The sequence below is a fragment of the Streptomyces sp. NPDC048255 genome, from assembly GCF_040652415.1.
Lineage (GTDB): Bacteria > Actinomycetota > Actinomycetes > Streptomycetales > Streptomycetaceae > Streptomyces.
This window is the reverse complement of the sequence record NZ_JBEZMA010000025.1, coordinates 76,704-103,560: the sequence shown is the minus strand read 5'-3', so window position 1 is coordinate 103,560 and position 26,857 is coordinate 76,704. Positions and strand designations below refer to the sequence as shown.

Here is a 26,857-nt window from a genome sequence, read left to right as displayed (position 1 = left end):
GGGGCGGCGCCCGGGGCGGGGGGGCGGGGGGGGGGGGCGCCCCCGGGGGGGGGGGGGGGGGCCGGGGCGGGGGGGGGGGCGGGCAGTGGTGCCCGCCGTGATGGCCGCCTCCGTGGTGGCCCCCTCCATGGCTGCCACCGTGGCCTTTTCCGTGGCCCTTTCCATGGCAGTGACCGTGATGTCCGCCACCCGGGCCGCCTCCGCGGCCCCCGCCGCCGGCGATCGCGACCGCCGTGGCGGAGGCCGTCCCGTCGCCGGATCCGGTCGTCGCATATGCGCAGCTATCAGCCACGGCCGGCGTGGCGGACAATGCCGCCCACAGCAGGACCGGGACGGCCAGCAGGCGCCTGGCGCAGGCTCTGTTCACCCGGGGATCATGGGGCCGCGGGTGCCCGCGCACGCGGGGCTCGGCCCCGGTTCGCCTGAACGGGTGGCGTGCTCACCGTAGAGGTTTGAGCCAATCCTGGACCGGTCCGCGGCCGCTCCTGATCGCCTGCCGGTCAATTCCCAAAAGGGATTTGTCGGTATCGATCATTGTGTCCGAAGCGGGCGGCGGGGGGCTTTGGTGTGTGACGAAGAACGGATCGCCAATTTCCGCTTTTGCTCGCCCCGTTGGGCAATGATCAGTACATTCGGCTCGGACAGGAGTCCGATCCAGGACGGACCACCGCAGCGACAAGGCTTGGAGACCCGATGGAGCGCCCCGCCTGGGCCCCGCCAGGCATCGACATATCGGTGCCGAGCGTGTCCCGCATCTACGATTACTACCTGGGCGGCTCGCACAATTTCGAGGTCGACCGCCAGGCGGCCCGCCGGGCCATGGAATTCATGCCGGGCCTGCCCAAGATCATGCAGGCCAACCGGGCATTCATGCGCCGCGCCGTCCGGCACGCCGTGGCCGAGGGCGTCACCCAGTTCCTGGACATCGGCTCCGGCATCCCCACCTTCGGCAACGTCCACGAGATCGCCCGCGCCGCCAGCCCCGAGGCGCGCGTGGTCTACGTCGACCACGACCCGGTGGCCGTCGCGCACAGCCAGGCCGTCCTCGGCGGCGACGAGCGCACCGGTGTCGTCGCGGCCGACCTCCGCAAACCCCAGGACATCCTCAACTCCCCCGAGGTGCGGCAGCTGCTCGACCTCGGCCGTCCCGTCGCCCTGCTGCTCGTCGCCGTGCTGCACTTCCTGGAGGACGCGGACGAGCCGTACGCCGCCGTCGCCCAGCTGCGCGACGAACTGGCTCCCGGCAGCCTGCTGATCCTCACCCACGCCTCGTACGAGGGGATCCCGCTCACGGAGGCGGAGGTGGGCGGAACCGTCGGCGTGTACCGGGACATCCGCAACCCCCTCGTCATGCGCAGCCGCCAGCAGGTCAGCCGTTTCTTCGACGGCTTCGAGCTGCTGGAGCCCGGCCTGGTGGCCATGCCCAACTGGCGGCCGGACGCCCCCGAAGCCTCGGACGACGGCGAGGCGCAGGAGGACCCGTACGCCTTCTCGGGCTTCGGCGGAGTGGGACGCAAGGCGTGAGACTCCCGGCACAGACGGCTGGTTCGCCGCAGACCGCGGCGCAGCCCGGCCCGGCACCGGAACCCGGGCCGGCGGCCGCCCCGCAGGGCGGCCTGGAGGACCGGATCGCACGCTTCGCGACCATCTGGGGGCGGGCGATCTTTCCGGTCACGGCGACCTCGCTGACCCGCGTCGAGTTCGAACGGCACCTCGTACCGCTGACCCGGACCCTCACCGAGGCCCTGCACGCGCGGCGCTTCGACGCCGCCGTCGGCCAGCGGGTCGGGGCGGAACTGGTCGCCGTGCACTGCACCGACCCCGAGGCCCTGGCCGGCACCCTCGGCGTGATCGAGTCGTACCTGGTGCTCTACTGCGGCTCACCGAGCCCCGACTGCCCGGCGTCCGAGGGTGGCGCCGAGGAGTCCCGGTCCCGCTGCGCCCGGCTCCAGCACGGGATCGCGGCGGGCTTCGCCCGCGCCCTGCGCGAGCGGACCCTCCGGGAGCAGGAGGCCATCGCCCGCTCGGCGCTGACCGCCCGGACCGACGCCCAGCAGGCCCTGCACGCCAGCGAGGAACGCTTCCGTGCCGTCTTCGAGGGCGCGGCCGTCGGCATCGGCATAGCCGACCTGGACGGCAACGTGCTGGAGTGCAACGACGCGCTGCTGCAGATGTTCGGCGGCCTGGAGGGGCACGTCCGCAGCCGCAACGTCAGCGAGTGGGGACACCCCGACGACACCCCGCACGTCTGGCGGATGTACGGCGAACTGGTCCGCGGCGAGCGCGAGAGCTACCGCGTGGAGAAGCCGTACTACCGGCACGACGGCACCGTCCTGTGGACCAACCTGACGGTGTCGCTGCTGCGGGACGCCGACGGGGTGCCGCAGTACCAGCTGGCCCTGATGGAGGACACCACCGAACGCCGGCTGCTGAACCTGCGCCTGCGCTACGAGGCCACCCACGACGCACTGACCGGGCTGCCCAACCGGACGCTGTTCTTCGAACGGCTGGAGAAGGCGCTGAGCGCGACCGGGGACAGCCGCTTCGGCCTGTGCTACCTCGACCTCGACGGCTTCAAGGCGGTCAACGACAGCCTCGGCCACTCGGCGGGGGACCGGCTGCTGGTGGAGGTCGCCGACCGTCTGCAGAGCTGTGCGACCGGCCCCGGCGAGGTGGTCGCCCGGCTGGGCGGGGACGAGTTCGTGGCACTGACCACCGGCTCCGACACCGAGGAGAAGGTGACGGACCTCGCGGTCCGCATCCTCTCCGCCCTGTCCACGCCGATCAGGCTGGAGGGCCGCGAGCTGACGGTCCGGGGCAGCATCGGCATCGTCGAGGGCCGGGCCAGGGAGCGCACCCCGGCCGAGGTCCTGCGCAGCGCGGACATCACGATGTACCGGGCGAAGGCGGCCGGAGGCAACCGCTTCGAATTCGCCGACGCCGAGGCCGACGCCCGCGCCATCACCCGGCACGGCCTGACCAACGCCCTGCCCGCGGCGCTGGAACGCGGCGAGTTCTTCATCGAGTACCAGCCGCTGGTGCACATGCACGACGGCAGCGTGCACGGCGCCGAGGCGCTGGTGCGCTGGTCGCACCCGCAGTACGGGGTCCTCGGCCCGGACCGATTCATCCCGCTCGCGGAGCGCACCGGGCTGATCGTGCCCCTCGGCCGCTGGGTCCTGGAAGAGTCCGTCCGACAGGCCCGCAACTGGCAGCGCCAGCACGGCGGGGCGTCCCTGCGGATCAACGTCAACCTCTCGCCGACCCAGCTGCACCACCCCGGCCTGGTCGCCGACACCGTGGCCGTGCTGGAGAAGTCCGGCCTCGCCCCCGGCGCGCTGTGCCTGGAGGTCACCGAGTCGGCCCTGATCGGCGCGGACGACGAACTCCTCGAACCGCTGCGCCGCCTCGCCGCCCTCGGCGTGGACATCGCGCTCGACGACTTCGGCACGGGCTACTCGAACCTCGCCAACCTGCGCCGCCTGCCGGTCAGCGTCCTGAAGCTGGACCGCTCCTTCACCCAGGGGATGCAGCAGCAGCCGGCCAACCCGGTCGACGTCAAGATCGTGGAGGGCATCGTCGCCCTGGCGCACAGCCTCGAACTCGCCGTCACGGTCGAGGGCGTGGAGACCGGGGCCCAGGCGGCCCAACTGCGCGCCCTCGGCTGCGACACCGCCCAGGGCTGGTACTACGCCCGCCCCGGCGCCCCCGACCGCATCCACACCCTGTCCCTCTCGGACGCGGTGCCCACCCCTTCCTGACGCTGCCCACGCCCCCCCAGCCCGCCCCGGCCGCTCGCCTGTGAAGGCGGCCCCGCGGCCGGGCCCGCGGGGCCGGGGGCCTGTCCTGCGGCCGGGTCCCGCAGCTGGGGTCCCGCGCCCGGGTCCCGCAGCTGGGGTCCCGCGCCCGGGTCCCGCAGCTGGGGTCCCGCGCCCGGGTCCCGCGCCCGGGTCCCGCGCCCGGGTCCCGCGCCCGGGTCCCGCGCCCGGGTCCCGCGCCCGGGCCCCGGGGCCGGGTCCGTCCGCCTGGTCCCGCTGCCTGGGTCCCGCAGCCCGGGGTCGGTCAGTCCAGGCCTGCCTCCGTTCCGACGCCCGGCTCGCGGACCGCCGCCAGCACCCGCTCCATCCGCCGGGTGGTGTCCGCCAGCAGCGCCTCCGCCACCGGCAGGCGCTCCGCCTCGTAGGAGTCGAGTACCCGCTCCCGTTCCCCGGCCTGCCCGGTGAGAGCGGCGGCCAGGGTCCGGCCGAGGGCGGTCGCGTCCTGGATGCCGGTGTTCATGCCGAGTCCGCCGGCTATGGGGTGGACGTGCGCGGCGTCTCCGGCGAGGAAGGCCCGGCCCTCCCGTATCCGGGCGGCCTTACGGACGTTGACCCGCCAGGACGACAGCCAGGTGGGCTCCGCCAACAGGATCCCGGGCATCCGGGCGTGCCGGTCGAACAGCCTCTGGAAACTCTCCAGCGAGGGTGGCAGCGGCTCGCCCCGCTCGTCCAGCTCCCGCGAGGCCTGGAGCTGGAAGCTCTCGGTCCCCGGTATCGGGCACAACAGCACGCCGCCACCGTCCGAGGTGAACCACTGGTGCCAGAACTCCCGGCTCAGCCCAGGCGCCGTCACGTCCCCCAGCACCATGACCTCCTCCTCGGCCGTGCTCCCCTCGAAGGGGATTCCGAGGAGCCCCCGGGTCGTGCTGCGGCCGCCGTCACAGCCGGCGAGATAGCGGCTCCGGACGGCCCGGCCGTCCGCGAGCCGTGCGGTCACCCCCGTCGCGTCCTGGCTGATCCCGGCCAGCCGGGCCCCGTACTCGACCCGTACGCCGAGCTCCGCGAGCCGTTCGCGCAGCACCTCCTCGACCTGCCACTGGCCGATGAGCAGGCCGTCGCCCAGGGTGGTGTCGCTGATGTGCGCGCCGTCGAAGTACTTGCGGAGGGTCACCCTCGCGCGGCCGACGGCCGTCATGCGCTCGGCGACCCCCAGCGGCCCGAAGGCCTCGATGCTGTCCGGCGTGAGGCCCTTCCCCCGGGATTCACGGTGCGGGGCCGTGCGTTGCTCGAGGATCCGCACGCCTGCGCCGCGGCGGGCGAGGTCGCAGGCCAGGGTGAGTCCGGTGGGGCCGGAGCCCGCGATCACTACGTCGGTCATCGGAAGTCCTCTCGTCGCGTTGATGTCTCAAGGAAAGCCGCTCCCCGAGAAAAAAGCAACCCGGTTAAAAAAATAACTCGGTCACGAATTCGTGGTAGGGTGTGAGGCATGGACAACACGACGGGTCTGCGCGAGAACAAGAAGCTGCGTACGCGTCGCCGACTGGCGGCCACGGCGCTGGAGCTCTTCCTGGAACGGGGCTTCGACGCCGTCTCGGTGGCTGATGTCGCCGCGGCGGCGGAGGTTTCCAAACCCACGCTCTTCCGGTACTTCCCGAGCAAGGAGGACCTGGTGCTGGACAGATTCGCCGACCATCAGGACGAAGCAGCGCGCATCGTGCGCGAACGGCCGCCCGGGCAGGGGCCGGTCGGGGCCGTCCACGCGCACTTCCTCGCCGCCCTCGACCGGCGGGACCCCATCACAGGGCTCTGCGACCATCCCGATGTCCTGGCGTTCCAGCGGCTCCTCTACTCCACCGCGAGCCTGGAGTCGCGCATCGCCCTCTACAGCGCCCGCGAGGTGGAGCTGCTCGCCGCGGTGCTCGAAGCCGAGTCCACACCATCGCTCACCGCCCGCCTCGCGGCGCTGCACCTGGTGACGGTCCGCCAGGAGCTTGGCCGGGAGAACTGGCGCCGGATCGATGCCGGCCGCAGCGCCGACGAGGCCTACCCGGCGGCCGTGGCCGACGCCGACGGAGCCTTCGCGATGCTCGCCGACGGGCTCGACCGGGCCCTGCCCATACGCACCGCCTGACCGCACCGGGCCGACCGCACGACGCCGACCGCACGGGGCTGGCCGCACCCGGCCGACCGCACCCGGCCGACCGCATCCGGCCGACCGCGCCGGGCTGGCCCTACGGGTCCGAGCGGCGGGACCGGGTGGCTGACGTGACTGGACTGGCAGGCGTGACCAGGCAGGCCGACGCGACCGGGCCGACCGGCGGGGACCGGGTGGCTGACGTGACTGGGCTGCAGGCGTGACCGGGCTGGCCAGGCGCGACCGGCCGCCCGCACCGGTCAGCCGACCAGGATGCGCTTCAGCTCGCGTGCCGCGCGCGGGGGTGCCACGTCCGTGCGGTGGGCCAGGGCGATCGTGCGGCGCAGGGGGGAGCCCGCCAGCGGGGTGGCCCGCAAGCCCGGCCCGGCGTGGTCCACCACCATCGCCGGGACCACCGCGATGCCGAGCCCCGCCCGTACGAAGCCCAGGACCGCGTCCATCTCCCCGCCCTCCACGGTGAACACCGGCTCGAAGCCCTCCGCGCGGCAGGCCGTCACGGTCAGCTCCCGCAGGTCGTAGCCGTGGCGGAACATCACCATCGGCTGGTCGCGCAGCCCGGAAATGGTCAGCGCCCCGCCGCCGCCGGGCGCCGGCAGCTCCGCCGAGGAGACCACCACCAAGTCCTCGGTCAGCAGTTCCACGGTGGTCAGCGCGGGAGCCGAGGGCGGCAGCGGCAGTGCGATCAGGGCCAGGTCCAGAGCCCCGCGCGCCAGTTCCCGTACGAGGTCGAGGGAGCCGCTCTCCTCGATCAGCAGCTCGATCCCCGGATGCGCGGTGTGGAAGGCGCGCAGCACGGCCGGCAGCAGGCCCGTGCACACGCTCGGAGTGGCGCCCAGCCTCACCCGCCCGCGCCGCAGCTGCGCAAGCTCCTGCACCTCCAGCCGCGCGGTGTCCGCGTCCGCCAGGATCCGCCGGGCCAGGGGCAGGAGCGTCTCACCGGCGTCGGTGAGCGTGATGTTGCCCCGGGCGCGACTGAAGAGCTCGGCGCCGAGTTCCCGTTCGAGCGCCTTGATCTGCTGGGAGAGCGAGGGCTGGGCCACGTGCACCCGCTCCGCGGCCCGGGTGAAATGCAGGGTCTCGGCGACGGCCACGAAGTACAGGAGTTGCTGGAACTGCATCCGTCCAGGATAGAGGTGGCGATAGGCATTCCCTATCGATATGAGCCCCATCATGTCTTGGACCTTTCGGGACCTTGGTCCTTACCGTCAGGGACATGGCTCTGGCAACGCGGACGGGCCGACGGCCGTCCACCACGCGCACGCTCTGGGACTCGTCCGTCGGCAAGAAGTCCGTGATGGCCGTGTCCGGCTTGATCATGCTCGGCTACCTCGTCGTGCACATGTTCGGCAACCTCAAGATCTTCTTCGGGGCGGACGAGTTCAACGGCTACGCCCACTGGCTGCGCACCCTCGGCTCGCCCTTCCTGCACTACGAGTGGGCGCTGTGGACCGTCCGCGTGGTGCTGCTCGCCGCGGTCGTCGGACACGGGGTGTCCGCCTACCAGCTGAGCCGCCGCGGCATCGCGGCCCGCCCCGTGAAGTACGCCCACAAGCGCCGCCGCGCGAGCTACGCCACCCGCACCATGCGCTGGGGCGGCATCATCCTCGCCCTGTTCATCGTCTGGCACCTCCTCGACCTGACCACGCTCACGGTCAACGAGCGCGCCTGGGCCGGTCACCCGTACGAGAACGTCCTGGCCACCTTCTCCACCTGGTACGGGAACACGATCTACATCGTGGCGATGGCCGCCGTCGGACTGCACGTCCGGCACGGCTTCTGGAGCGCCGCCCAGACCCTCGGCGCGGGCAGCGCCCGGCTCGAGCGGACGCTCAAGTTCCTGGCCAATGCCCTTGCCGTAGCCCTCTTCGCGGGCTTCGTGTCCGTCCCCGTAGCCGTCATGACCGGAGTGGTGAACTGACCATGAGCGCACACACGCACCCCGCGCGGTACGCGGACCACACCACCGGCGCGCCCCTCGCCGACACCAAGGCCCCCGAAGGCCCGATCGCGGACCGCTGGGACCGCCGCCGCTTCGAGGCCAAGCTCGTCAACCCCGCCAACCGCCGCAAGCACACCGTCATCGTCGTCGGCACCGGCCTCGCCGGCGGATCCGCGGGCGCCACCCTCGCCGAACAGGGCTACCGCGTCATCCAGTTCTGCTACTCCGACTCCCCGCGCCGGGCCCACTCCATCGCCGCCCAGGGCGGCATCAACGCCGCCAAGAACTACCGCAACGACGGCGACTCGGTGCACCGCCTCTTCTACGACACCGTCAAGGGCGGCGACTTCCGCGCCCGCGAGTCCAACGTCCACCGCCTCGCCCAGATCTCCGTGGAGATCATCGACCAGTGCGTGGCCCAGGGCGTCCCCTTCGCCCGCGAGTACGGCGGGCTCCTCGACACCCGCTCCTTCGGCGGCGTCCAGGTCTCCCGCACCTTCTATGCCCGCGGCCAGACCGGCCAGCAGTTGCTCCTCGGCGCCTACCAGGCCCTCTCCCGGCAGATCGCCGCGGGCAACGTGGAGATGCACGCCCGCACCGAGATGCTCGACCTGATCGTGGTCGGCGGAGTGGCCCGCGGCATCGTGGCCCGCGACCTGATCACCGGCGAGATCTCCACGTACCACGCCGACGCGGTGGTCCTGGCGAGCGGCGGCTACGGGAACGTCTTCTACCTCTCCACCAACGCCATGAACTCCAACGCGACCGCCGTCTGGCGGGCGCACCGCCGCGGCGCCTGGTTCGCCAACCCCTGCTTCACCCAGATCCACCCCACCTGCATCCCGCGCACCGGCGAGCACCAGTCCAAGCTCACCTTGATGAGCGAGTCCCTGCGCAACGACGGCCGCATCTGGGTCCCCAAGGCCAAGGGCGACACCCGCCCCGCGGCCGACATCCCCGAGGCGGAGCGCGATTACTACCTGGAGCGGATCTACCCCTCCTTCGGCAACCTCGTGCCCCGCGACATCGCCTCCCGCGCCGCCAAGAACGTCTGCGACGAGGGCCGCGGCGTCGGCCCCGGCGGCCAGGGCGTCTACCTCGACTTCGCCGACGCCATCCGCCGCATGGGACGGGACAAGGTCGCCGAGAAGTACGGCAACCTCTTCGAGATGTACGAGCGGATCACCGCCGAGAACCCCTACGAGGTCCCCATGCGGATCTACCCCGCCGTGCACTACACGATGGGCGGCCTCTGGGTCGACTACGACCTCCAGACCACCGTGCCCGGCCTGTTCGCCATCGGCGAGGCCAACTTCTCCGACCACGGAGCCAATCGGCTCGGCGCCTCCGCGCTGATGCAGGGCCTCGCCGACGGCTACTTCGTCCTGCCGTCCACGATCAACGACTACCTGGCGCGGCACCCGCACCAGGACACCGTCGACGACACCCACCCCGAGTCCGTGGCCGTCGTACGCGAGACCCGCGAACGGCTCGCGCGCCTGCTCGCCGTCGACGGCGACCGCACCCCCCACTCCTTCCACCGCGAGATCGGTGAACTCATGTGGGAGTACTGCGGGATGGCCCGCACCGAGGAAGGCCTGCGCAAGGCGCTCGACCGGATCCCCGAGATCCGCGAGGAGTTCTGGCGGCGCGTCAAGGTCCCCGGTCGCGGCGAGGAGTTCAACCAGTCGCTCGAGAAGGCCAACCGCATCGTCGACTACCTGGAACTCGCCGAGCTGATGTGCCTCGACGCGCTCCACCGCGCCGAGTCCTGCGGAGGCCACTTCCGCGAGGAGTCCCAGACCCCGGAGGGCGAGGCCGAACGGCGCGACGAGACCTTCTCCTACGCCGCGGCCTGGGAGTTCACCGCCCCCGGCGCCGCCCCCGTCCTGCACAAGGAAGACCTCGTCTTCGAGTACGTCCACCCCACCCAGCGGAGCTACGCATGAAGCTCACCCTGCGCGTCTGGCGCCAGCAGAACCCCGGCACCCCGGGCGCCATGGCCTCCTACGAGGTCGACGGCATCTCCCAGGACATGTCCTTCCTGGAAATGCTCGACACCCTCAACGAGGACCTCATCCTGCGCGGTGAGGACCCCGTCGCCTTCGACCACGACTGCCGCGAAGGCATCTGCGGAGCATGCAGCCTCGTCATCAACGGCGATGCCCACGGCCCCGAGCGCACCACCACCTGCCAGCTCCACATGCGCTCCTTCGCCGACGGCGACACCATCGACGTCGAGCCCTGGCGGGCCGCCGCCTTCCCGGTGGTCAAGGACCTCGTCGTCGACCGGAGCGCCTTCGACCGCATCATCCAGGCCGGCGGCTACATCACCGCCCCCACCGGCTCCGCCCCGGAGGCCCACGCCACGGCCGTGCCCAAGGCCACCGCCGACCACGCCTTCGAGCACGCCGAGTGCATCGGCTGCGGAGCCTGTGTGGCGGCCTGCCCCAACGGCTCGGCGATGCTCTTCACCTCCGCCAAGGTCAACCACCTCAACGTGCTCCCGCAGGGTTCGCCCGAGCGCGAGACGCGGGTACTGGACATGGTGGCCCGGATGGACGAGGAGGGCTTCGGCGGCTGCACGCTGACCGGCGAGTGCGCCACGGCCTGCCCGAAGGGCATACCGCTGCCGTCGATCGCCGCGATGAACAAGGAGTGGCTGCGCGCGGTCCGCAAGGGCTGACCGTACGGCTGCCCATGCGCGTGCCCGTACGGCTGCCCGTACGGCTGCCCGTGCGCGTGCTCGTACGGGCAGCCCGCCCCGCGCGGTGCCGCCCGGGGCTGATCGGACCATCGGATGGGCCGACCGGGCGTTCGTGGCGGGCGGTAGGCCGCGCCGCGCCCCGGCGGCGCCCCGCCGTCGGAGACAGTGGGCCCCATGCCACACGCCCCCGCCGGGTCCGGACCGCGCCGCAGAGCCGTGCTGGCCGCCGCCCTCGCCCCCCTGGCGGGAGCCGGGTGCGCGGCCGAGGAGAAGCCCAGCCACCCCGCCCCCGGCGCACCGGCCGTGGCCAGGGACGCCCTGGTGATGGTGATCCGGCACGCGGAGAAGCCGTACGCCGGCGCCACCGGCGAGGACGAAGAGGGCAACGAGGACCCGGGCTTCCTCGCCGGCCGGGGCTGGCGCCGCGCCGAGGAACTCCCGCGCCTGTTCCAGCAGGCCCGAGGCCCCGTCCTGCCCCGCCCCGCGGCGGTGTTCGCCGCCGGCGGCCGGGCGGGAGCCCCGGAGCGCTGCCGGCAGACCGTGACGGCCCTGGCCACGGCGCTGCGCACCCCCGTCCGCAGCGAGTTCGCCGTCGGCGCCGAACCGGCCCTGGCCCGTGCCGCGCTGGCCGCCGCCATGCCCGTCCTCATCTGCTGGGAGCACAGCGGCATCCCCCGCCTGGTCCGGGCCCTCGGCGCCCACGAGGTGCTCGGCGTCCCCGCGTCCTGGCCCGACCGCCACGACCTCGTCTGGATGTTCACCCGCCGCCAGGGCCGCTGGAGCTTCCGCGAACTGCCGCAGCAGCTGCTGCCCGGGGACGCGTAGACGCCTCTCAGGGATGTCGATCAGGCAAGACGCGACTTTGACGCCACAGCACTAGGTCCTGTCCGGGCGATCTTCGTGGATCAGCCCGCGTCGTCTGGTGCGGTGCATCGCAAGGCGGAGGATCGCAGCTCGTACTTGGCCGTACTCGCGCGGTCCGACAACGCGGCGAGGTGCCGTGCCGGGCGGCGCGGGCCCGCGAAGATCGCCCGGACAGGGCCTAGAGCAGGGCGCGCGCCAGGTAGCCCGCCGTGCGGGTGCCGGTTGCTGCCGCCACCTCCGAGGGGGTGCCCGCCGCCACGATCCTGCCGCCCTCCGTGCCGCCGCCCGGGCCCAGGTCGATGACCCAGTCCGCGCCCGCCACCACCGACATGTCGTGCTCCACGACCACCACCGAATGCCCGGCGTCCACCAGCCCGTGCAACTGGCCTAGCAGCACCCGTACATCGGCCGGATGCAGCCCCGTCGTCGGCTCGTCCAGCAGGTACAGCGTGTGGTCCCGGCGCAGCCGCTGGAGCTCCGTCGCCAGCTTGATCCGCTGCGCCTCCCCGCCCGACAGCTCCGTCGCCGGCTGCCCCAGCCGCAGGTACCCCAGCCCGATGTCCTCCAGCGCCCGCAGGCTGCGTGCCGCCGCAGGGACCTCCGCGAAGAAGTCGGCCGCGGACTCCACCGTCAGCCCCAGTACCTCGGCGATGTTCAGCCCCGCGTACCGGACCTCCAGGGTCTCGGCGTTGTACCGGGCGCCGGCGCACTCCGGGCACGGGGCGTACGTACTCGGCAGGAAGAGCAGCTCCACCGAGACGAACCCCTCGCCCTGGCAGGTCTCGCACCGGCCGCCCGCCACGTTGAAGGAGAAGCGGCCCGCCTTCCAGCCGCGCGCCCTGGCCTCCGGCGCCGCCGTGAAGAGCTTGCGCACCACGTCGAACAGCCCGGTGTAGGTGGCCAGGTTGGACCGCGGGGTCCGGCCGATCGGCTTCTGGTCCACCTCCACCAGCCGCCGTACGGGGAACCCGGGCTCGGCGAGCCGGTCCGCGACCTCCCGGGCGAGCGCCTGCCCGACCAGTGTGGACTTGCCGGACCCCGACACCCCGGTCACGGCGGTGAACACCCCGAGGGGGAACAGCGCGTCCACGTTCCGCAGGTTGTGCCGGTCGACGCCGTGCAGCCGCACCGCGCCCGTCGCCTTCCGCACCGGCCGCGGCGACGCACCACGTGCGGCCCCGTCCGCCGGGAAGAGGTGGCGCGCCGTCGCCGACAGCGCCACGCCCGCCAGCTGCCGCGGAGGCCCGCTGTAGAGCACCTGCCCGCCGTGCTCCCCGGCCAGCGGGCCGACGTCCACCAGCCAGTCCGCGTGCCGCACCACGTCGAGGTGGTGCTCCACGACGAACACCGTGTTCCCGGCCTCCTTGAGCCGGTCCAGTACGCCGAGCAGGGCCTCGGTGTCGGCCGGGTGCAGCCCCGCCGAGGGCTCGTCCAGGACGTACACCACCCCGAACAGCCCCGACCGCAGCTGCGTCGCCAGCCTGAGCCGTTGCAGCTCGCCCGCGGACAGGGTGGGCGCCGTACGGTCCAGGCTCAGATAGCCGAGCCCGAGCTCCACGACCGGGCCGATCCGGGACCGCAGGTCCTCGGCGAGCACCCGGGCCGCCTCGCCGTCCACGTGCGCGGAGGCGAGTACGCCGTCCAGCTCGGTCAGGGGCAGCCCCGCCAGCTGGGCGATCGTACGCCCCGCGAAGGTCACGGCCAACGCCTCGGGCCGCAGCCTGCGCCCTTCGCACACCGGACACGGCGAATCGGCGAGGAACCGCTCGGCGCGGGCCCGCAGGGTGGGGCTCTTGCTGTCGGAGAAGGTCCGCATCACATAGCGGTGGGCGCTCATGTACGTGCCCTGGTAAGGCCGTTGGATGCGGTCGGCCTCCCGCACCGGGTGCACGGTGACCACCGGCTGCTCCTCGGTGAACAGGATCCACTCACGGTCCTTCGCCGGCAGTTCCCGCCAGGGCCGGTCGACGTCGTGGCCGAGCGTCTCCAGGATGTCCCGCAGGTTCTTGCCCTGCCAGGCGCCCGGCCATGCGGCGATGGCACCTTGACGGATCGACAGTTCCACGTCCGGAACGAGGAGTTCCTCGCTGGTCCGGTGGATCCGGCCGAGCCCGTGGCAGGAAGGGCAGGCGCCCGCCGCGGTGTTGGGGGAGAAGGCGTCGGAGTCGAGCCGTTCGGCCCCCGGGGGGTAGGTGCCCGCCCGGGAGTACAGCATCCGCAGGGAGTTGGACAGCAGGGTGACCGTACCGACCGAGGAGCGCGAGCCGGGGGAGGAGCGGCGCTGCTCCAGTGAGACGGCGGGCGGCAGGCCGGTGACGGAGTCCACCTTCGGGGCGCCGACCTGGTGGATGAGGCGCCGCGCGTACGGGGCCACGGACTCGAAGTAGCGGCGCTGGGCCTCTGCGTAGAGCGTGCCGAAGGCGAGCGAGCTCTTCCCGGAGCCGGAGACGCCGGTGAAGACGGTCAGCGCGTCGCGCGGGATGTCCACGTCGACGCCGCGCAGGTTGTGTTCCCGGGCGCCCCGGACGCGGACGTAGGGATCGCGGGCATGCGCATCACCGGCGTGACCGGCGTGACCGGCGTGACCGGCGTACGGATCGCGGCCGCCGGGCGCGTGGACGGCGGGCACACGGGTGCCGGGTTCACGGGTGCCGGGCTCGCGGTCGGAAGGCTCACGGACGCCGGGCTCGCGGCCGGCGGAAGGATCGGCGGGCTGGTGCATTCGCCCTATTTTAGGGCCCGGGCGGGTGACGGCACGCGGGGGAGTCCGGCGATCCGGGCCAGCCGCCCGAAGGAGTCCAGCAGTGCCGTCCGGTCGTAGGTGGACGTGGTGACCAGCAGCTCGTCCGCCCCGGTCAGCCCGGCGACCTCGGACAGCTCCGCCGCGACCTCCTCCTGCGTGCCGTGGATGTGCCCGGCGAGGGCGCGTTCGTACAGGTCCCGCTCCTTCGGGGGCATGGCCAGGGCCTCGATCTCCTCGGCGGGGCGCAGCGGCGGGAAGCTGCCTCGGGTGCGCGAGTACGCGAGGGACCAGGCCTCCGGGACCAGGATCCGCCGGGCCTCCGCTGCCGTGGCCGCGACCGCCACGGTCCCGGAGACCACGACGTACGGCTCGGCGCCCCGGGCGGAGGGGCGGAACTCCCCGCGGTACCTCTCGACCACCTCCGCGACCCGCTCCCGGGCCCGCAGGTCGCCGACCACCAGCGGCAGCCCGGCCCGGGCGGCGATCGCGGCGCCCTCCCCGGTGGCCAGCACGTAGGCCGGTATCCGCAGGCCTTCGGCGGGCCGGGCATGCACCTCGGGGTGGGCCTGCTGGGTGCCGTCGAGCCAGCCCAGCAGCTCGGACAGCTGCTCCTCGAAGCGGTCGGCGTCCTCGACCTCGCGGCCCAGCGCGCGCCGGATGCCGTTGGTGAAGCCGACCGAGCGGCCGAGGCCCATGTCGATCCGGCCCGGGAAGAGGGATTCCAGGACCCCGAACTGCTCCGCGACCACCAGCGGCTGGTGGTTGGGCAGCATCACCCCGCCCGTGCCGACCCGGATCCGCCGGGTCGCTCCGGCGACGGCGGCCGCCAGCACGGTCGGCGCGGAACCGGCTACTCCGGGCACGCTGTGGTGCTCCGAGACCCAGAAGCGGTGGTAGCCGAGCCCCTCGGCCGCGCGGGCCAGTTCCAGGGTGTCGCGAAGGGCCTGCGGGGCCGAGTGGCCCTCGCGGATGCGGGACCGGTCGAGGACGGAGAGTTTTCGGATCACACCGTTCTCAACGCCCGGGACCCGCCAGGATTCCCCGGCCTACTCTGGGGCGCATGAGTGAGATCAACAACCGTCGGCCGCTCGCCGTCTTCGACATCGACAACACCCTGGCCGACACCGCGCACCGCCAGCACTTCCTGGAGCGCCGCCCCCGGGACTGGAGCGGCTTCTTCGGTGCGGCCCCGGCCGATCCGCCGCTCGCGCGCGGCGTGGCGCTGGCGGTGGAGAGCGCCGCGGACTGCGAGGTGGTGTACCTGACCGGGCGTCCGGAGCGCTGCCGGGCGGACACGGCGGACTGGCTCAGCCGGCACGGGCTGCCCGAGGGACGGGTGTGGATGCGCGGCAACCAGGACCGGCGGCCCGCCCGCACCACGAAGCTGGAGGTCCTCCAGCGGATCGCCCGGGGCCGGGAGGTGCGCGTACTCGTCGACGACGACGAGCTGGTCTGCCAGGCGGCCCGGGAGGCCGGCTTCCGTGTGGTGCGGGCGGACTGGGCGCAGGACGCGCCGGAACTCAAGGCCGCCCAGGAGCGCGAGGGCCGGACCTGAGGCCGCCGGCGCCGGTCCGTCCGCGGTGCTCCGTCCGCGGCAATCGGACGGCGGCAATCGGACGGCGGCAACCGGACGGCGGCAACCGGACGGCGGCAATCGGACGGCGGCAACCGGACGGCGGCCATCGGACGGCGGCAGTCGGTCCGCGGCGGCCGGTCCCCGCCGGTCGGTCGCCCGGTCAGTCCTCGCCTTCGAGGCGGAAGCCGACCTTCAGTCCGACCTGGTAGTGCGCGATCTCACCGTTCTCGATGTGCCCGCGCACCTGCACGACCTCGAACCAGTCCAGGTTCCGCACGGTCTGGCCCGCCCGGGCGATGCCGTTGCGGATGGCCTGATCGATGCCCTCGTGAGAGGTGCCGACGAGCTCGGTCACCCGGTACGTGTGGTTGGACATAGGGGTCTCCCGACGCTGGGGGGCTTTTGCCTTGTTCTACGGTGCCCCAGTAAGTCCGGCTCCGCGAACTTTGCGTGAACAATCCTGAGCCGAAGGCCCTTGACCCGCCCATTGGTCTATGCCAATTTCAAGCCATCTGAGATCCGTCCCCAGAAGGTGACCTTCGTGAAGATGCGCTTCCTCGCCCTGTGCACCGCCCTCGCGGCCGCGACCGCCCTCACCGGCTGCAGCCAGTTGGCCGGCTCCGGCGGAGGGTCGCAGAAGGTGACGCTCTGGCTGATGAAGGGCAGCGCCTCGGACGACTTCATCGAGAAGTTCACCGAGTCCTTCGAGAAGGAGCACCCCGGCACCGACCTCGACGTCAGGATCCAGGAGTGGACGGGCATCGGCGACAGGGTCAACGCCGTGCTCGACGGCACGAGCAAGGAGAGCGCCGACGTCATCGAGGTCGGCAACACCCAGGTGGCCCAGTACATCGAGACCGGCGGGCTCTCCGAACTCACCCTCGAGGGCCTGCGCGAGTGGGGCGGCAAGGACTGGCTCAAGGGCCTGTCCGACCCGGGAAGCGTCGACGGGGCCCAGTACGGCGTTCCCTGGTACGCCGCCAACCGTCTGGTGATCTACAACAAGGAGCTCTTCGCCAACGCCGGCGTCAAGACCCCGCCCAAGAACCGCCAGGAGTGGATCCAGGCCACCCAGAAGCTCGACAAGGGCGATCAGCAGGGCATTTACCTCGCCGGCCAGAACTGGTACGTCCTCGCCGGTTTCATCTGGGACGAGGGAGGCGAACTCGCCGTCGAGGCCGGCGGCCAGTGGGTCGGCACCCTCGACGAGGAGAAGGCCCTGGCCGGCATGGAGTTCTACAAGCAGCTGCAGGCCCTCGGCGACGGCCCCAAGAACGCCGACGAGGAGACGCCCCCGCAGTCCCAGGTCTTCGCCCGGGGCCAGGTCGCCCAGATCATCGCCCCGCCCGGCCAGGCCGCCGAGATCGAGGCGGCCAACCCCGCGCTGAAGGGGAAGCTCGGCTTCTTCCCGATCCCCGGCAAGAGCTCCGACAAGGCGGGCTCCGTCTTCACCGGCGGCTCCGACCTGATCATCCCGGAGCGGACCCGGCAGCGCGCCGCCGCGGTGGACGTGATCACGGCCCTGGTCAGCGAGAAGTGGCAGACCGAGCTGGCCCGCACGATGAGCTACGTGCCGAACAAGACCACCCTCGCGCACATCGTCGAAGGCAACGAGGGCGCCGCCAACATGGCCCCCGGCGCCGCCCAGGGCAGGGCCACGCCCAAGTCCCCCCGCTGGGCCGAGGTCGAGGCCGACAACCCCATCAAGCCGTTCATGACGGCCGTGCTCACCGGACAGGACCCGAAGCAGGCCGCCCGGACCGCCTCGGACTCGATCAGCAAGGTGCTCAGCTCCGACCGCTGAGTTCAGCGTCCGCACATCCAAGAGCCGCTGGGCTGTCATGTCGAATCCAGCCGGTCACGGAAGAAGTAAAGGAGCCAGGCCGCACACCTGCCGGCCTGGCCCTCCGTGCCCGGATCAGGAGCCGCCATGACCATCGCCCCCCTGTCCCCGTCCGCCCTTCCCCCGGCCACCACCCCCCTCCCCACTCCCCTCCCCACTCCCCTCCCCGCCGCCGCCCCCGTCTCCGTCCCCGCGCAGTCCCCGCTGCGCCCGGTCCGGGCCGCCGGCACCACCGAGGCCGACGACCCCCGCTACGCCGTACGGGTGGCCCGCGACGAGGACGAGGTGCGCGCCGCCCAGCGGCTGCGCCACCAGGTCTTCGCCGGAGAGCTCGGCGCCCGCCTCGACGGACCCGAGCCGGGCCTGGACTCCGACGCCTTCGACGCGTACTGCGACCACCTCCTCGTCATCGAGGAGGAGACCGAGCAGGTCGTCGGCACCTACCGGCTCCTGCCCCCGGAGCGCGCGGCCGTCGCCGGGCGCCTCTACTCCGAGGGCGAATTCGACCTCTCCGCCCTCGCGCCCATCCGCCCCGACCTGGTCGAGGTCGGCCGCTCCTGCGTCCACCCCGACCACCGCAACGGCGCCGTCATCGCCCTGATCTGGGCCGGCCTCGCCCGCTACATGGACCGCTCCGGGCACAACTGGCTCGCGGGCTGCTGCTCGATACCGCTCGCCGACGGCGGGGTCCTGGCCGCCGCCACCCGCGAGGCCGCCCTGGCCCGCGCCTTCGCCCCCCAGGAGTACCGGGTCACCCCCCACCTCCCCTGGAACCCCGAGGGCATCACCTTCCCCGCCCGCATGGAGCTGCCCCCGCTGCTGCGCGGCTACCTGCGCCTGGGCGCCTGGGTGTGCGGCGAGCCCGCCCTCGACGCCGAGTTCGGATGCGCCGACCTGTACGTGCTGCTCTCGCTGCGCCGCACGAACCCGCGGTACCTCAAGCACTTCCTCTCGCTCGCCCCGAACGCATGAGCGTCTGGCTGCCCACCTCGCCCTGCACCCCCGAGGCCTGCACCGGCCACGAGGGGCGCACCGCGAGCGTCCCGCACGCGGTACTGAGGCTCGTCGCCGCCGTCGCCCTGATCCTCCTCGGGATCCTGGGCGCCCCGCCGGTCCGGCTGCTGCCGGCCGGCCCCCGGCACGTGGTGGTGCGGGCCTGGTCGGCCGCGCTGGTACGGGCCTTCGGCATACGGATCACCGTGCTGGGAAACCCCGGCCCGGACGGCGGCCGCCTGGTCGTCGCCAACCACATCTCCTGGCTGGACATCCCCCTCGTCGCCGCGGTCCTGCCCTGCCGGATGCTGGCCAAGAGCGACATCCGCGGCTGGCCGGTGCTCGGCCGGCTCGCCGGAGGGGCCGGCACCCTCTTCATCGAACGCGACCGGATCCGCGCCCTGCCCGCCACCGTCGAGGCCGTCACCCGCGCCCTGCTGGCCGGCGACAGGGTCACCGTCTACCCCGAGGGCTCCACCTGGTGCGGGCGCGCCCGGGGCACCTTCCGCAGGGCCGCCTTCCAGTCGGCCCTGGACGCACGGGTCCCCGTACAGCCCGTACGCCTCGCCTACCTGGGCTCCGACGGGAAGCCGGCCGGGGCGCCGGCCTTCGTCGGCGACGATCCGCTGACCACCTCGCTGTGGCGGATCGCCCGGTCGCGCGGGGTACGGGCCGAGGTCCGGCTGCTGCCGCGGATCCCGCCGGGCCGGTACGCGGACCGGCGGGACCTCGCGGCAGCCGCTCAGCGGGCGGTGGCGGCGGCCGATCCCGCGCCGCCCGCACTGCCGGGCATCCCCGGTCAGCCCACCCCGCCGTCGGCCACCGACAAGGACAGGGCGAAGCGGCCGGCGGCGTCCGTCCACCAGTGAGTCAACTCCATCCCGGCGGCGGCCAGTTCCTTGCGCACGCCGTCCTCACGGAACTTCGCCGAGATCTCCGTCAGGATCTCCTCACCCGCCGCGAACGGCACGACCAGGTCCAGGGCCCGGATCTTCACCAGCACCTCCGACCGGGCCCGCAGCCGCATCTCGATCCACTCCTGCTCCCGGTTCCACAGCGCCACGTGGGCGAAGTCGGCGGTGTGGAAGTCCCCGCCCAGCTCCCGGTCGATGACGGCCAGCACGTTCTTGTTGAACTCGGCCGTCACACCCCGCGCGTCGTCGTACGCCGCCACCAGCACGGCCTCGTCCTTCACCAGGTCCGTACCCATCATCAGCGCGTCCCCGGGTGACAGCATCGCCCGTACGGACGCCAGGAACACGGCCCGCTCCGGCGGCAGCAGGTTCCCGACCGTGCCGCCCAGGAACACGACCAGCCGCGGCCCGGGGGAGTCCGGCAGGTGCAGCGCCTTGGTGAAGTCGGCCAGCAGGGCGTGCACCCGCAGCCGCGGGTGCTCCGCGAGCAGCGCCTCGGCCGCCCCGGTCAGGGCGCTCTCGCTCACGTCCACCGGGACGTAGGTGTCCAGCGCGGGCATCGCCTCGATCAGGTGCCGGGTCTTCTCCGAGGAGCCGGAACCCAGCTCCACCAGGGTGCGGGCCCCGGTCGCCGCCGCGATCTCGCCCGCCCGCGCCAGCAGGATCTCCCGCTCGGCGCGCGTCGGGTAGTACTCCGGCAAGCGGGTGATCTCCTCGAAGAGCTCACTGCCCCGCGCGTCGTAGAACCACTTCGGCGGAAGGACCTTCGGGGTGTGGGACAGCCCGTGCAGCACATCCGTCCGCAACGCGGCTTCCGCGGTGTGCTCGTCGAGCGTACGGGTCAACTGGAAGTCACTCACAGCACTCCTTCTTCGTGCGCGGTTCCCTTGAGCGGGATCAGCTCGACCCGCGTGCGGGTGGCGGTCAGCAGGGTCCGGTCGGGCACTTCGCACCACCGGGCGTCGTCGTCGTAGGGCTCGGAGGCCACCACCGTGCGCCGGGCCCGCGGGTCGGCCAGGTACCAGAGCGAATCGCCCCAGGCCGTCGCGGAGATCGTGGCCCCGTCCGTCAGCAGCAGGTTCAGCCGGGAGCCGGGCGCGGCCGAGGCCAGCTCCCGGACCGGCTCGGCCAGCGCCGTGCCCAGGTCGTCACCGGCGCGCAGGCGCCGCAGGACCAGCGCCCAGATGAAGGCCGAGTCCGTGCGCGCGGCCAGCCGCAGCAGCTCCGCCGGGGGCAGCCCGGCCGCGAGCGGCGCCGCCGCTTCGGGCCAGTCACGTACCGCCCCGTTGTGGCTGAACAGCCACGGCCCGTCCGCGAACGGGGCCGCGGCGGCTTCCCCGTCGGCCCCCGCCCAGGTGGCGTCCCGTACGGCGGCCAGCATGGCCTCGCTGCGCACCACGCGCGCCAGATCGGCGAAGCCCAGGTCACCCCAGGCCGGCCCGGCCCGCCGGTAGCGGGCGGGTACCGGATCGCCCTCCGCGTACCAGCCGACGCCGAAACCGTCGGCGTTGACCGTGCCGTACCGCTGCCGCCGCGGCTCCCAGGACTGCCGCACCAGCGAATGCTCCGGATCGCTCAGCAGCCGCGCGAGGGCCACCTCCGGCCCCAGATACGCGAGATGACGGCACATCAGGCATCCCTCGCGGTGCGGAAGCCGGAGAATATCTGCCGCCGGACCGGGAGGTCCCAGTTGCGGAAGGTGCCCCGGCAGGCCACCGGGTCCACCGCGAAGGAACCGCCCCGCAGCACCTTGTGCTCCGGCCCGAAGAACACCTCCGAGTACTCGCGGTACGGGAAGGCCCGGAAGCCCGGGTACGGCAGGAAATCGGAGGAGGTCCACTCCCAGACGTCGCCGATCAGCTGACGCACCCCGAGCGCGGACGCCCCGGCCGGGTAGCTGCCCGCGGGGGCCGGGCGCAGGTGGCGCTGCCCGAGATTGGCGTGCGCGGGGGTCGGGTCCGCGTCGCCCCACGGGTAGCGGGTCGAGCGGCCGGTCGCCGGATCGTGCCGGGCGGCCTTCTCCCACTCCGCCTCCGTCGGCAGACGCCGCCCCGCCCAGCGGGCGTAGGCGTCCGCCTCGTACCAGCTGACGTGCAGCACCGGCTCCTCACCGGGCACCGGCTCGGTCACCCCGAAGCGGCGGCGCAGCCAGACGTCGCCCTCGCGGTGCCAGAACAGCGGCGCCCCGATCCCGTGCCCGCGGACCTGGTCCCAGCCCGCCGGGGCCCACCAGCGGGGCTCGCGGTAGCCGCCGTCCGCCATGAACGCCTGGTACGCGGCGTTGGTCACCGGCGTCGTGTCGATCCAGAACGCGGCGGTCTCCCGGACGTGCGCGGGCCGCTCGTTGTCCAGCGACCACGGCTCGGCCGACGTGCCCATCGTGAACGGGCCCGCGGGTACGAGGACTTCCGCGGTGGCGGGCGGCGGACCCTGCGGCGGATCCGGCTCAGGGGACGTCAGCACGGGTGCGCCCGCCCGCAGCTGGTGGGTGATCAGCATCGTCTCGTCGTGCTGCTGCTCGTGCTGCGCGATCATCCCGAAGACGTAGCCCCCGTCGAGCAGGGCGGTGCCCTCCAGCGGGGTCCGCTCCAGCAGGTCGAAGACCCGGCCGCGTACCTCGGCGGCGTACGCACGGGCCTCCGCGGGCCCCAGCAGGGGCAGCTTCGGCCGCTCGGAACGGGGGTGCTCGAAGGCGTCGTAGAGCGGATCGATCTCGGGGCGCATCGATTCGCGCCCGGCGACCTTGCGCAGCAGCCAGAGCTCCTCCATGTTCCCGATGTGCGCCAGGTCCCACACCAGGGGGGACATGAGCGGGGAGTGCTGTGCGGTCAGGTCCTGGTCGCTCACGGCGTCGGTGAGCCCGGCCGTACGGGCCCGGGCCGCGGTCAGCGCGGCGGCGGCCCGCTCCCGCAGGCCCTCCTGGGAGGGGGATTCGGTGGTCACTGACTCGCGTCCTTCCCGGTGGGGCCGTGAGGGGGCCGGTCGTCGGCCGGGCAGCGGCCGCGCAGTACGTAGCGGTCCGCGAAGGCGCCGACCGCGTCCTTCACCCGCGTGCTCGCCCCGAGCCGGGGCAGCGCCTCGGCGGCCGCGCGGAAACCGGCGACGGCGGCGGCGTGCAGCTCCGGATCGGCCAGCCCGTAGCGGGCGGCGGAGCGGTACAGCGGGTTGCGGGGCGAGGGCCCGGCCCCGTACGCGTCGGCCAGCCCCTTGGCCACCCGGTACGCGGACTCGGCGGCCTCCTGGTCGTCGAACAGCGCGTGCACCACGGCCACCGGCACCAGCCAGCCGTCCTCGCCGGGCTGGGCGTCGATCATCCGCAGCTCCAGGTGGCCGCGCGGCCGTACGGGCGGGAACAGCGTGGTCAGGTGGTACTCCAGGTCCTCGGCGGTGGGCGGCCGGGGGCCGCCGGTGCGCAGCCACGAGCGGAAGGTCAGCCCCCGTGGCACCTGCCAGGCCCCGTCCGCGGCGGACCGTACGCACATCACCTCGGTGTCCAGCGCGTGCCGGGTCCACCCGCTGCGCGGCTCCGCGTCCAGCGGCGGGGCGAGGACGCGCCGCTGGTCCAGATCGTTCCAGATGCCCTGGCGGGCGCTGCGCCAGCCCGCGTACGGGCCCTCGGCGGCCGGTGAGTTGGCGAAGGCGGCGACGAGGACCGCGCCCAGCAGGTGAGCCATCCGCCAGCGCCGGCCGTGACCGAGCGGGCCCGGTTCCTCCTGCCCGGCGTCCACGCACACCTGTACGGACGCGGTGGAGCGCATCATGGCGCGCCCGGCGGGGCCGGTGCGGTCGAAGTAGGTTTCCATCGCGTCGTAGCGCGGGCTGTTCAGCAGCCGGCGGTGCGGGCGGCGCGGGTCCGCGCCCAGGCCTTGCAGGATCAGCCCTTGGGCCCGCAGGGCGGCCCGTACGGCGGTGAGGTCCTGCTGGAGGCCGTCGACGCAGCCGGTGAGGCCGGCGGCCGGGGCGGAGCTGAGTTCGAGCTGGCCGCCGGGCTCGACCGTGAGCCGGGAGCGCAGGGGCAGGGCGCGGGCCGCTTCGTGGGCGGCGGCCAGGCGGTCGGGCGGCAGCGGCAGCCAGGGACGTTCGGCGTCCAGCACCAGCCATTCGAGCTCGGAGCCGAGGAGCCGGGGCGGGCCGGTCTTGAAGCAGATACCGCGCAGCAGGTCCTCGGCGGCGTCCTCGGTGAGGGGGGCGGAGGCGGAGTCCGGCGAGTCCGGGGCCGGCGGCCGGACCGGGGCGTCCGCGAGGCGCGGCAGGGCGTCGGCGGGGCGCGGCGGGGCGTTCGGTGCGGGTGAGTCCTGAGGCATGACCGGGATCCTAATCTCCTGTCGCTGACCGAGACTTCACCCCTGACGGCCGCTTCCAGCCGGTCTGGAAAATGCTTTGAGGCATCGGGTCGCGTCGCCGACGATGGCGGTGTGAGCAGCAGATTGCGGGCGATCGCGCGGGAGAACGCGGACCTACTGGAGGCCGGGGGTTACCGGACGGGATCGGGACGGCAGGTCTCCCTCGCCGCCGCCCTGGCGGAAGCCAAGGCAGGAACCAGGATATATGGCCCAAACCGGATCATTCCAGACGGGCAACCGGTGGCCGGAGCCGTGACGACGGCGATCGAGATCACCGGGGAGAGCAGTACGGCGGCCGCCCGCAGGCTCGCCGTGGACGGCTCGCGTGCGGTGCCCGTGGCGGTCCTGAACTTCGCCTCGGCCCGCAATCCCGGGGGCGGCTACGTCCGCGGGGCCAAGGCCCAGGAGGAGGCTCTGTGCCGGGCTTCGGCCCTCTACGAGACCCTGCTGGAGGCCCCGGAGTACTACGAGGTCCACCGCGCGGAGCGCAGCACCTTCTACACCGACCGGGTGATTCACTCGCCCGGGGTCCCGGTTTTCCGCGACGACCGGGGCCGGCTGCTGGAGACGCCCTTCCGGGCCGGTTTCCTCACCTCCCCGGCGCCCAACGCGGGCACGATCCGCCGCCAGGAGCCGGAGCGCGTCGCGGAGATCCCCGGGGCGCTCGCCCGGCGTGCGGAGCTGGTCCTGGAGGTGGCGGCCCTGCACGGGTATCCGCGGCTGGTCCTCGGCGCCTGGGGGTGCGGGGTGTTCCAGAACGACCCGGCCGAGGTGGCGGAGGCCTTCCGGGGCCTGCTGGCCGGACGTTTCGCAAAAGTGTTCGAGCATGTGGTCTTCGGGATCCTCGACCGCAAGCCGGAGACCCGGGAGGCCTTCGAGCGCGTCTTCGCCGACTACGCCGGCCCGGCCGGCCCGGCCGCTCAGTAGGGCGGCGGCCGGAGTCGCCGGCGGGACACGGTGCCGTGCGGGACTTCTGGGGACGCTCCCTTCAGTGCCAGCCGTAGCGCTCCTGCATCAGTGCCAGCCGTAGCGCTCCCGCAGCCGGTCCACCACCAGCTGGAACCGGCCCCGGTCCAGCGCGCACGCCTCGCGGCGCATGCCCGACTCGTGCACCCGGAGCACCCGGTCCACGTCCACCCAGGACTCGCGCCCGGCGCTGTCCCAGGACCCCGTCCCGATCGGCACCCACTCCCGGTCCCCGTCGTGCCGCTTGCTCGACAGCTGCACGGCGAGCAGCGTGCTCCCGCCCGGCTCCCGGGCCACCACCAGCACCGGCCGGTCCTTGCCCCGCCCGTCGTTCTCCTCGTACGGGACCCAGGTCCACACGATCTCGCCGGGATCCGGATCCCCGTCGGGATCGGGGGCGTACTCGGTGCGCACCCGGCCGATGGTGCGCGGATCGGCCTCGGTGGTCGCGGTGGCCCCGTCCCGCCCGGGCTGCTCGGTGTGGCCGTTGCTCTGATGCGAAAGTGCCGTCATCCGGGCGAGATTACTGGCTCGGGCGGTCCCCGCACGACGGCTCCCCGCTCCGGCCCGCCGCGCCGCCGCCGAGATCCGCCGCGCTGCCGCCGAAACCCGCGGGCCAGTGCGAGGGCCAGGCCCGCGCCGCCTCCACCTGCGCCGCCAGCGACAGCAGCAGCGGCTCGGAGTCCGCGGGGCCGAGGAGCTGGGCGCCCAGCGGGAGGCCGTCGCCCGTGAAGCCCGCCGGGATGTTCACCCCCGGCCAGCCCAGCACGTTCCACGTCCAGGCGTACGGGCAGGCGGCGATCATCGCCCGGTCCGTGGCCATCGCCCCCAGCCCGGCCAGCGCTCCGATCCGCAGCGGGGGCGTGGCCGTCGTCGGCGTCAGCACCACGTCGAAGCGCCCGAAGACCTCCCCGACCCGCCGCTGCAGAGCCGCCTCCGCCCGGCGGGAGACCCGCAGCGCCAGCCCGCCCAGCAGCCGGCCCGTGCGCACCGCCCCGTGCGTGCGAGGGTCCAGCAGCGAGCGGTCCGGCACCAGGGCCGCCAGGTCCCGTACGCCGCTGGTGGCCCGGGGTACGAAGGCCAGGCCGACCGGGCCGTAGCGGGGATCCTCCGGGACGACCTCGTGGCCCAGCGCCTCCAACTGCCCGGCCAGCCGCTCCACGGCCGAACGGACCTCCGGGTCCACGGACTTGGCGGTGGCGGTGAAGGCCGTCCCGAAGGACAGGGCGATCCGCAGCCGCCTCGGCGTGCGCCGGGCCGCCTCCACCGCCGAGATGCGCGCCGGGCGGTGCAGGTCCTCCGGGTGCGGGCCGCTCGCCGCGTCCAGCAGGAGCGCGGCGTCCGCCACGGTGCGGGCCAGCACGCCGTTGACGGTGAGCCCGTGGAAGGCCTCGGGCTCCGGCCAGGTGGAGATGCGCCCGCGCTGCGGTTTCACGCCCACCAGGTGGGTCCAGGCCGCGGGGATCCGGACGGAACCCGCGCCGTCGGACCCGAGAGCCGCCGGGACCAGGCCCGCGGCCACGGCGGCCGCGGAGCCGCCCGAGGAACCGCCGGGCGTGTAGGCCGGGTTCCACGGATTGCGGGTCTCTCCGAAGCCCTCGCCCTCCGTGAAGGGCCACTGGCCCAGCTCCGGCGTCTGGGTCTTGCCGACGATCACCGCACCGGCCGCGCGCAGCCTCCGTACCGCCTCGCTGTCGGCGGTCTTCGGCGCGAACGCCCCGGCGCAGCCGAAGGCGGTCGGCTCACCGGCCACGTCCATGTCGTCCTTGACGGCGAGCGGCACGCCCAGCAGCGGCAGCCGCTCCCCGGCGGCGAGCCGGCGGTCCGCCGCGTCCGCCTCCGCGAGCGCGGCCTCGGCGCGGACGATCCGGAAGGCATTGAGCTCCGGCTGCGCGGCGGCGATCCGGCGCAGTGCGCTCTCGGTCAACTGCCGTGCCGAGACGCTGCCTTCGGCGAGCGCGGCAGCCATCTCGACGAGCCCGGAGGAAGGGCGTTCCGTAGTGGCCGCCGCGCCCCCCGAGTCCCTCGGGACCGTGGACGCTGAAGAATCCGACAC

Annotated in this window: 23 protein-coding genes; 12 read left to right on the top strand and 11 right to left on the bottom strand. The window is 73.5% G+C overall.

Annotated elements, in window-relative coordinates:
• The first annotated feature begins 693 nt into the window (after positions 1–693).
• Together AB0D94_RS20950 and AB0D94_RS20945 are read left to right on the top strand one after the other, a co-directional pair.
• Positions 694–1,524, top strand: coding sequence for an SAM-dependent methyltransferase (locus AB0D94_RS20950; RefSeq protein WP_362053896.1), 831 nt, complete (start codon positions 694–696; stop codon positions 1,522–1,524).
• Between the two features lie 92 nt (positions 1,525–1,616).
• The gene (locus AB0D94_RS20945) at positions 1,617–3,761 is read left to right on the top strand and encodes an EAL domain-containing protein (RefSeq protein WP_362053917.1); all 2,145 of its coding nucleotides are present in this window, start codon (positions 1,617–1,619) and stop codon (positions 3,759–3,761) included.
• A gap of 301 nt (positions 3,762–4,062) precedes the next feature.
• On the opposite strand, the gene AB0D94_RS20940 is transcribed toward AB0D94_RS20945, so the two are convergent.
• The gene (locus AB0D94_RS20940) at positions 4,063–5,136 is read right to left on the bottom strand and encodes an FAD-dependent monooxygenase (protein WP_362053893.1); all 1,074 of its coding nucleotides are present in this window, start codon (positions 5,134–5,136) and stop codon (positions 4,063–4,065) included.
• Positions 5,137–5,244: 108 nt separating this feature from the next.
• On the opposite strand from AB0D94_RS20940, the gene AB0D94_RS20935 reads away from it, so the two are divergent.
• The gene (locus AB0D94_RS20935; RefSeq protein ID WP_362053890.1) at positions 5,245–5,889 is read left to right on the top strand and encodes a TetR family transcriptional regulator; all 645 of its coding nucleotides are present in this window, start codon (positions 5,245–5,247) and stop codon (positions 5,887–5,889) included.
• A 263-nt stretch (positions 5,890–6,152) separates the two neighbouring features.
• Here AB0D94_RS20935 and AB0D94_RS20930 read toward each other — a convergent pair whose 3' ends face one another.
• On the bottom strand, positions 6,153–7,031 hold the full coding sequence (locus tag AB0D94_RS20930; RefSeq protein WP_362053887.1) for a LysR substrate-binding domain-containing protein: 879 nt from the start codon (positions 7,029–7,031) through the stop codon (positions 6,153–6,155).
• Between the two features lie 95 nt (positions 7,032–7,126).
• Here AB0D94_RS20930 and AB0D94_RS20925 point away from each other — a divergent pair, with 95 nt between their 5' ends.
• From AB0D94_RS20925 to AB0D94_RS20910, 4 genes are all read left to right on the top strand, one after another.
• The gene (locus AB0D94_RS20925) at positions 7,127–7,831 is read left to right on the top strand and encodes a succinate dehydrogenase cytochrome b subunit (protein WP_362053884.1); all 705 of its coding nucleotides are present in this window, start codon (positions 7,127–7,129) and stop codon (positions 7,829–7,831) included.
• Positions 7,832–7,833: 2 nt separating this feature from the next.
• Positions 7,834–9,801, top strand: a complete 1,968-nt coding sequence (locus AB0D94_RS20920; protein ID WP_362053881.1) for a fumarate reductase/succinate dehydrogenase flavoprotein subunit — start codon at positions 7,834–7,836, stop codon at positions 9,799–9,801.
• Positions 9,798–10,538 carry a succinate dehydrogenase/fumarate reductase iron-sulfur subunit gene (locus AB0D94_RS20915; protein WP_362053878.1) on the top strand — a complete coding sequence of 247 codons (741 nt, stop codon included), beginning with the start codon at positions 9,798–9,800 and terminating at the stop codon, positions 10,536–10,538. The genes AB0D94_RS20920 and AB0D94_RS20915 overlap by 4 nt, the downstream gene beginning before the upstream one ends.
• A gap of 195 nt (positions 10,539–10,733) precedes the next feature.
• Positions 10,734–11,384, top strand: coding sequence for a hypothetical protein (locus AB0D94_RS20910; RefSeq protein WP_362053875.1), 651 nt, complete (start codon positions 10,734–10,736; stop codon positions 11,382–11,384).
• Between the two features lie 217 nt (positions 11,385–11,601).
• Here the strand turns inward: AB0D94_RS20910 and AB0D94_RS20905 are convergent, their stop codons facing one another.
• Complete coding sequence (locus AB0D94_RS20905) at positions 11,602–14,145, bottom strand: excinuclease ABC subunit UvrA (RefSeq protein ID WP_362053872.1); 2,544 nt, start codon at positions 14,143–14,145, stop codon at positions 11,602–11,604.
• A 5-nt stretch (positions 14,146–14,150) separates the two neighbouring features.
• On the bottom strand, positions 14,151–15,173 hold the full coding sequence (locus AB0D94_RS20900) for an LLM class flavin-dependent oxidoreductase (protein WP_362053869.1): 1,023 nt from the start codon (positions 15,171–15,173) through the stop codon (positions 14,151–14,153).
• A 53-nt stretch (positions 15,174–15,226) separates the two neighbouring features.
• Between AB0D94_RS20900 and AB0D94_RS20895 the strand changes: the two genes are divergently transcribed.
• Positions 15,227–15,721, top strand: coding sequence for a hypothetical protein (locus AB0D94_RS20895; RefSeq protein WP_362053866.1), 495 nt, complete (start codon positions 15,227–15,229; stop codon positions 15,719–15,721).
• Between the two features lie 181 nt (positions 15,722–15,902).
• Here the strand turns inward: AB0D94_RS20895 and AB0D94_RS20890 are convergent, their stop codons facing one another.
• Positions 15,903–16,118, bottom strand: coding sequence for a dodecin (locus AB0D94_RS20890; RefSeq protein WP_362053863.1), 216 nt, complete (start codon positions 16,116–16,118; stop codon positions 15,903–15,905).
• A gap of 171 nt (positions 16,119–16,289) precedes the next feature.
• On the opposite strand from AB0D94_RS20890, the gene AB0D94_RS20885 reads away from it, so the two are divergent.
• From AB0D94_RS20885 to AB0D94_RS20875, 3 genes are all read left to right on the top strand, one after another.
• Positions 16,290–17,546, top strand: a complete 1,257-nt coding sequence (locus AB0D94_RS20885) for an extracellular solute-binding protein (RefSeq protein ID WP_362053914.1) — start codon at positions 16,290–16,292, stop codon at positions 17,544–17,546.
• A 126-nt stretch (positions 17,547–17,672) separates the two neighbouring features.
• Entirely contained in the window at positions 17,673–18,557 is an 885-nt protein-coding gene (locus AB0D94_RS20880) for a GNAT family N-acyltransferase (RefSeq protein WP_362053860.1), read from the top strand.
• The gene (locus AB0D94_RS20875) at positions 18,554–19,447 is read left to right on the top strand and encodes a 1-acyl-sn-glycerol-3-phosphate acyltransferase (protein WP_362053857.1); all 894 of its coding nucleotides are present in this window, start codon (positions 18,554–18,556) and stop codon (positions 19,445–19,447) included. Before AB0D94_RS20880 ends, AB0D94_RS20875 begins: the two co-directional genes overlap by 4 nt.
• On the opposite strand, the gene egtD is transcribed toward AB0D94_RS20875, so the two are convergent.
• The 4 genes from egtD to egtA are packed head-to-tail and all read right to left on the bottom strand — an operon-like array spanning position 19,378 to position 23,796.
• Positions 19,378–20,352 (bottom strand): L-histidine N(alpha)-methyltransferase, encoded by a 975-nt coding sequence (egtD, locus tag AB0D94_RS20870; RefSeq protein WP_362053854.1) that lies wholly within the window; start codon positions 20,350–20,352, stop codon positions 19,378–19,380. The genes AB0D94_RS20875 and egtD overlap by 70 nt on opposite strands.
• The gene (gene egtC / locus AB0D94_RS20865) at positions 20,349–21,122 is read right to left on the bottom strand and encodes an ergothioneine biosynthesis protein EgtC (protein WP_362053851.1); all 774 of its coding nucleotides are present in this window, start codon (positions 21,120–21,122) and stop codon (positions 20,349–20,351) included. Before egtC ends, egtD begins: the two co-directional genes overlap by 4 nt.
• Entirely contained in the window at positions 21,122–22,435 is a 1,314-nt protein-coding gene (egtB, locus tag AB0D94_RS20860; protein ID WP_362053848.1) for an ergothioneine biosynthesis protein EgtB, read from the bottom strand. The genes egtC and egtB overlap by 1 nt, the downstream gene beginning before the upstream one ends.
• Entirely contained in the window at positions 22,432–23,796 is a 1,365-nt protein-coding gene (gene egtA, locus AB0D94_RS20855) for an ergothioneine biosynthesis glutamate--cysteine ligase EgtA (protein ID WP_362053845.1), read from the bottom strand. The genes egtB and egtA overlap by 4 nt, the downstream gene beginning before the upstream one ends.
• Before the next feature lie 111 nt (positions 23,797–23,907).
• On the opposite strand from egtA, the gene AB0D94_RS20850 reads away from it, so the two are divergent.
• Complete coding sequence (locus AB0D94_RS20850) at positions 23,908–24,762, top strand: TIGR02452 family protein (RefSeq protein WP_362053842.1); 855 nt, start codon at positions 23,908–23,910, stop codon at positions 24,760–24,762.
• A gap of 87 nt (positions 24,763–24,849) precedes the next feature.
• On the opposite strand, the gene AB0D94_RS20845 is transcribed toward AB0D94_RS20850, so the two are convergent.
• Together AB0D94_RS20845 and AB0D94_RS20840 are read right to left on the bottom strand one after the other, a co-directional pair.
• A complete protein-coding gene (locus tag AB0D94_RS20845) occupies positions 24,850–25,314 on the bottom strand; it encodes a type II toxin-antitoxin system PemK/MazF family toxin (protein WP_362053839.1) in 465 nt (154 codons plus the stop codon).
• Positions 25,315–25,324: 10 nt separating this feature from the next.
• Positions 25,325–26,857 carry an amidase gene (locus tag AB0D94_RS20840; RefSeq protein WP_362053836.1) on the bottom strand — a complete coding sequence of 511 codons (1,533 nt, stop codon included), beginning with the start codon at positions 26,855–26,857 and terminating at the stop codon, positions 25,325–25,327.

Bases quoted from the DNA above. Each gene is read 5' to 3' on its own strand.
- AB0D94_RS20950 (WP_362053896.1), top strand. From the start codon at position 694: ATGGAGCGCCCCGCCTGGGCCCCGCCAGGCATCGACATATCGGTGCCG.
- AB0D94_RS20940 (WP_362053893.1), bottom strand. From the start codon at position 5,136: ATGACCGACGTAGTGATCGCGGGCTCCGGCCCCACCGGACTCACCCTG.
- AB0D94_RS20935 (WP_362053890.1), top strand. From the start codon at position 5,245: ATGGACAACACGACGGGTCTGCGCGAGAACAAGAAGCTGCGTACGCGT.
- AB0D94_RS20930 (WP_362053887.1), bottom strand. From the start codon at position 7,031: ATGCAGTTCCAGCAACTCCTGTACTTCGTGGCCGTCGCCGAGACCCTG.
- AB0D94_RS20925 (WP_362053884.1), top strand. From the start codon at position 7,127: ATGGCTCTGGCAACGCGGACGGGCCGACGGCCGTCCACCACGCGCACG.
- AB0D94_RS20920 (WP_362053881.1), top strand. From the start codon at position 7,834: ATGAGCGCACACACGCACCCCGCGCGGTACGCGGACCACACCACCGGC.
- AB0D94_RS20915 (WP_362053878.1), top strand. From the start codon at position 9,798: ATGAAGCTCACCCTGCGCGTCTGGCGCCAGCAGAACCCCGGCACCCCG.
- AB0D94_RS20910 (WP_362053875.1), top strand. From the start codon at position 10,734: ATGCCACACGCCCCCGCCGGGTCCGGACCGCGCCGCAGAGCCGTGCTG.
- AB0D94_RS20905 (WP_362053872.1), bottom strand. From the start codon at position 14,145: ATGCACCAGCCCGCCGATCCTTCCGCCGGCCGCGAGCCCGGCGTCCGT.
- AB0D94_RS20895 (WP_362053866.1), top strand. From the start codon at position 15,227: ATGAGTGAGATCAACAACCGTCGGCCGCTCGCCGTCTTCGACATCGAC.
- AB0D94_RS20890 (WP_362053863.1), bottom strand. From the start codon at position 16,118: ATGTCCAACCACACGTACCGGGTGACCGAGCTCGTCGGCACCTCTCAC.
- AB0D94_RS20885 (WP_362053914.1), top strand. From the start codon at position 16,290: ATGCGCTTCCTCGCCCTGTGCACCGCCCTCGCGGCCGCGACCGCCCTC.
- AB0D94_RS20880 (WP_362053860.1), top strand. From the start codon at position 17,673: ATGACCATCGCCCCCCTGTCCCCGTCCGCCCTTCCCCCGGCCACCACC.
- AB0D94_RS20875 (WP_362053857.1), top strand. From the start codon at position 18,554: ATGAGCGTCTGGCTGCCCACCTCGCCCTGCACCCCCGAGGCCTGCACC.
- egtC (WP_362053851.1), bottom strand. From the start codon at position 21,122: ATGTGCCGTCATCTCGCGTATCTGGGGCCGGAGGTGGCCCTCGCGCGG.
- egtA (WP_362053845.1), bottom strand. From the start codon at position 23,796: ATGCCTCAGGACTCACCCGCACCGAACGCCCCGCCGCGCCCCGCCGAC.
- AB0D94_RS20845 (WP_362053839.1), bottom strand. From the start codon at position 25,314: ATGACGGCACTTTCGCATCAGAGCAACGGCCACACCGAGCAGCCCGGG.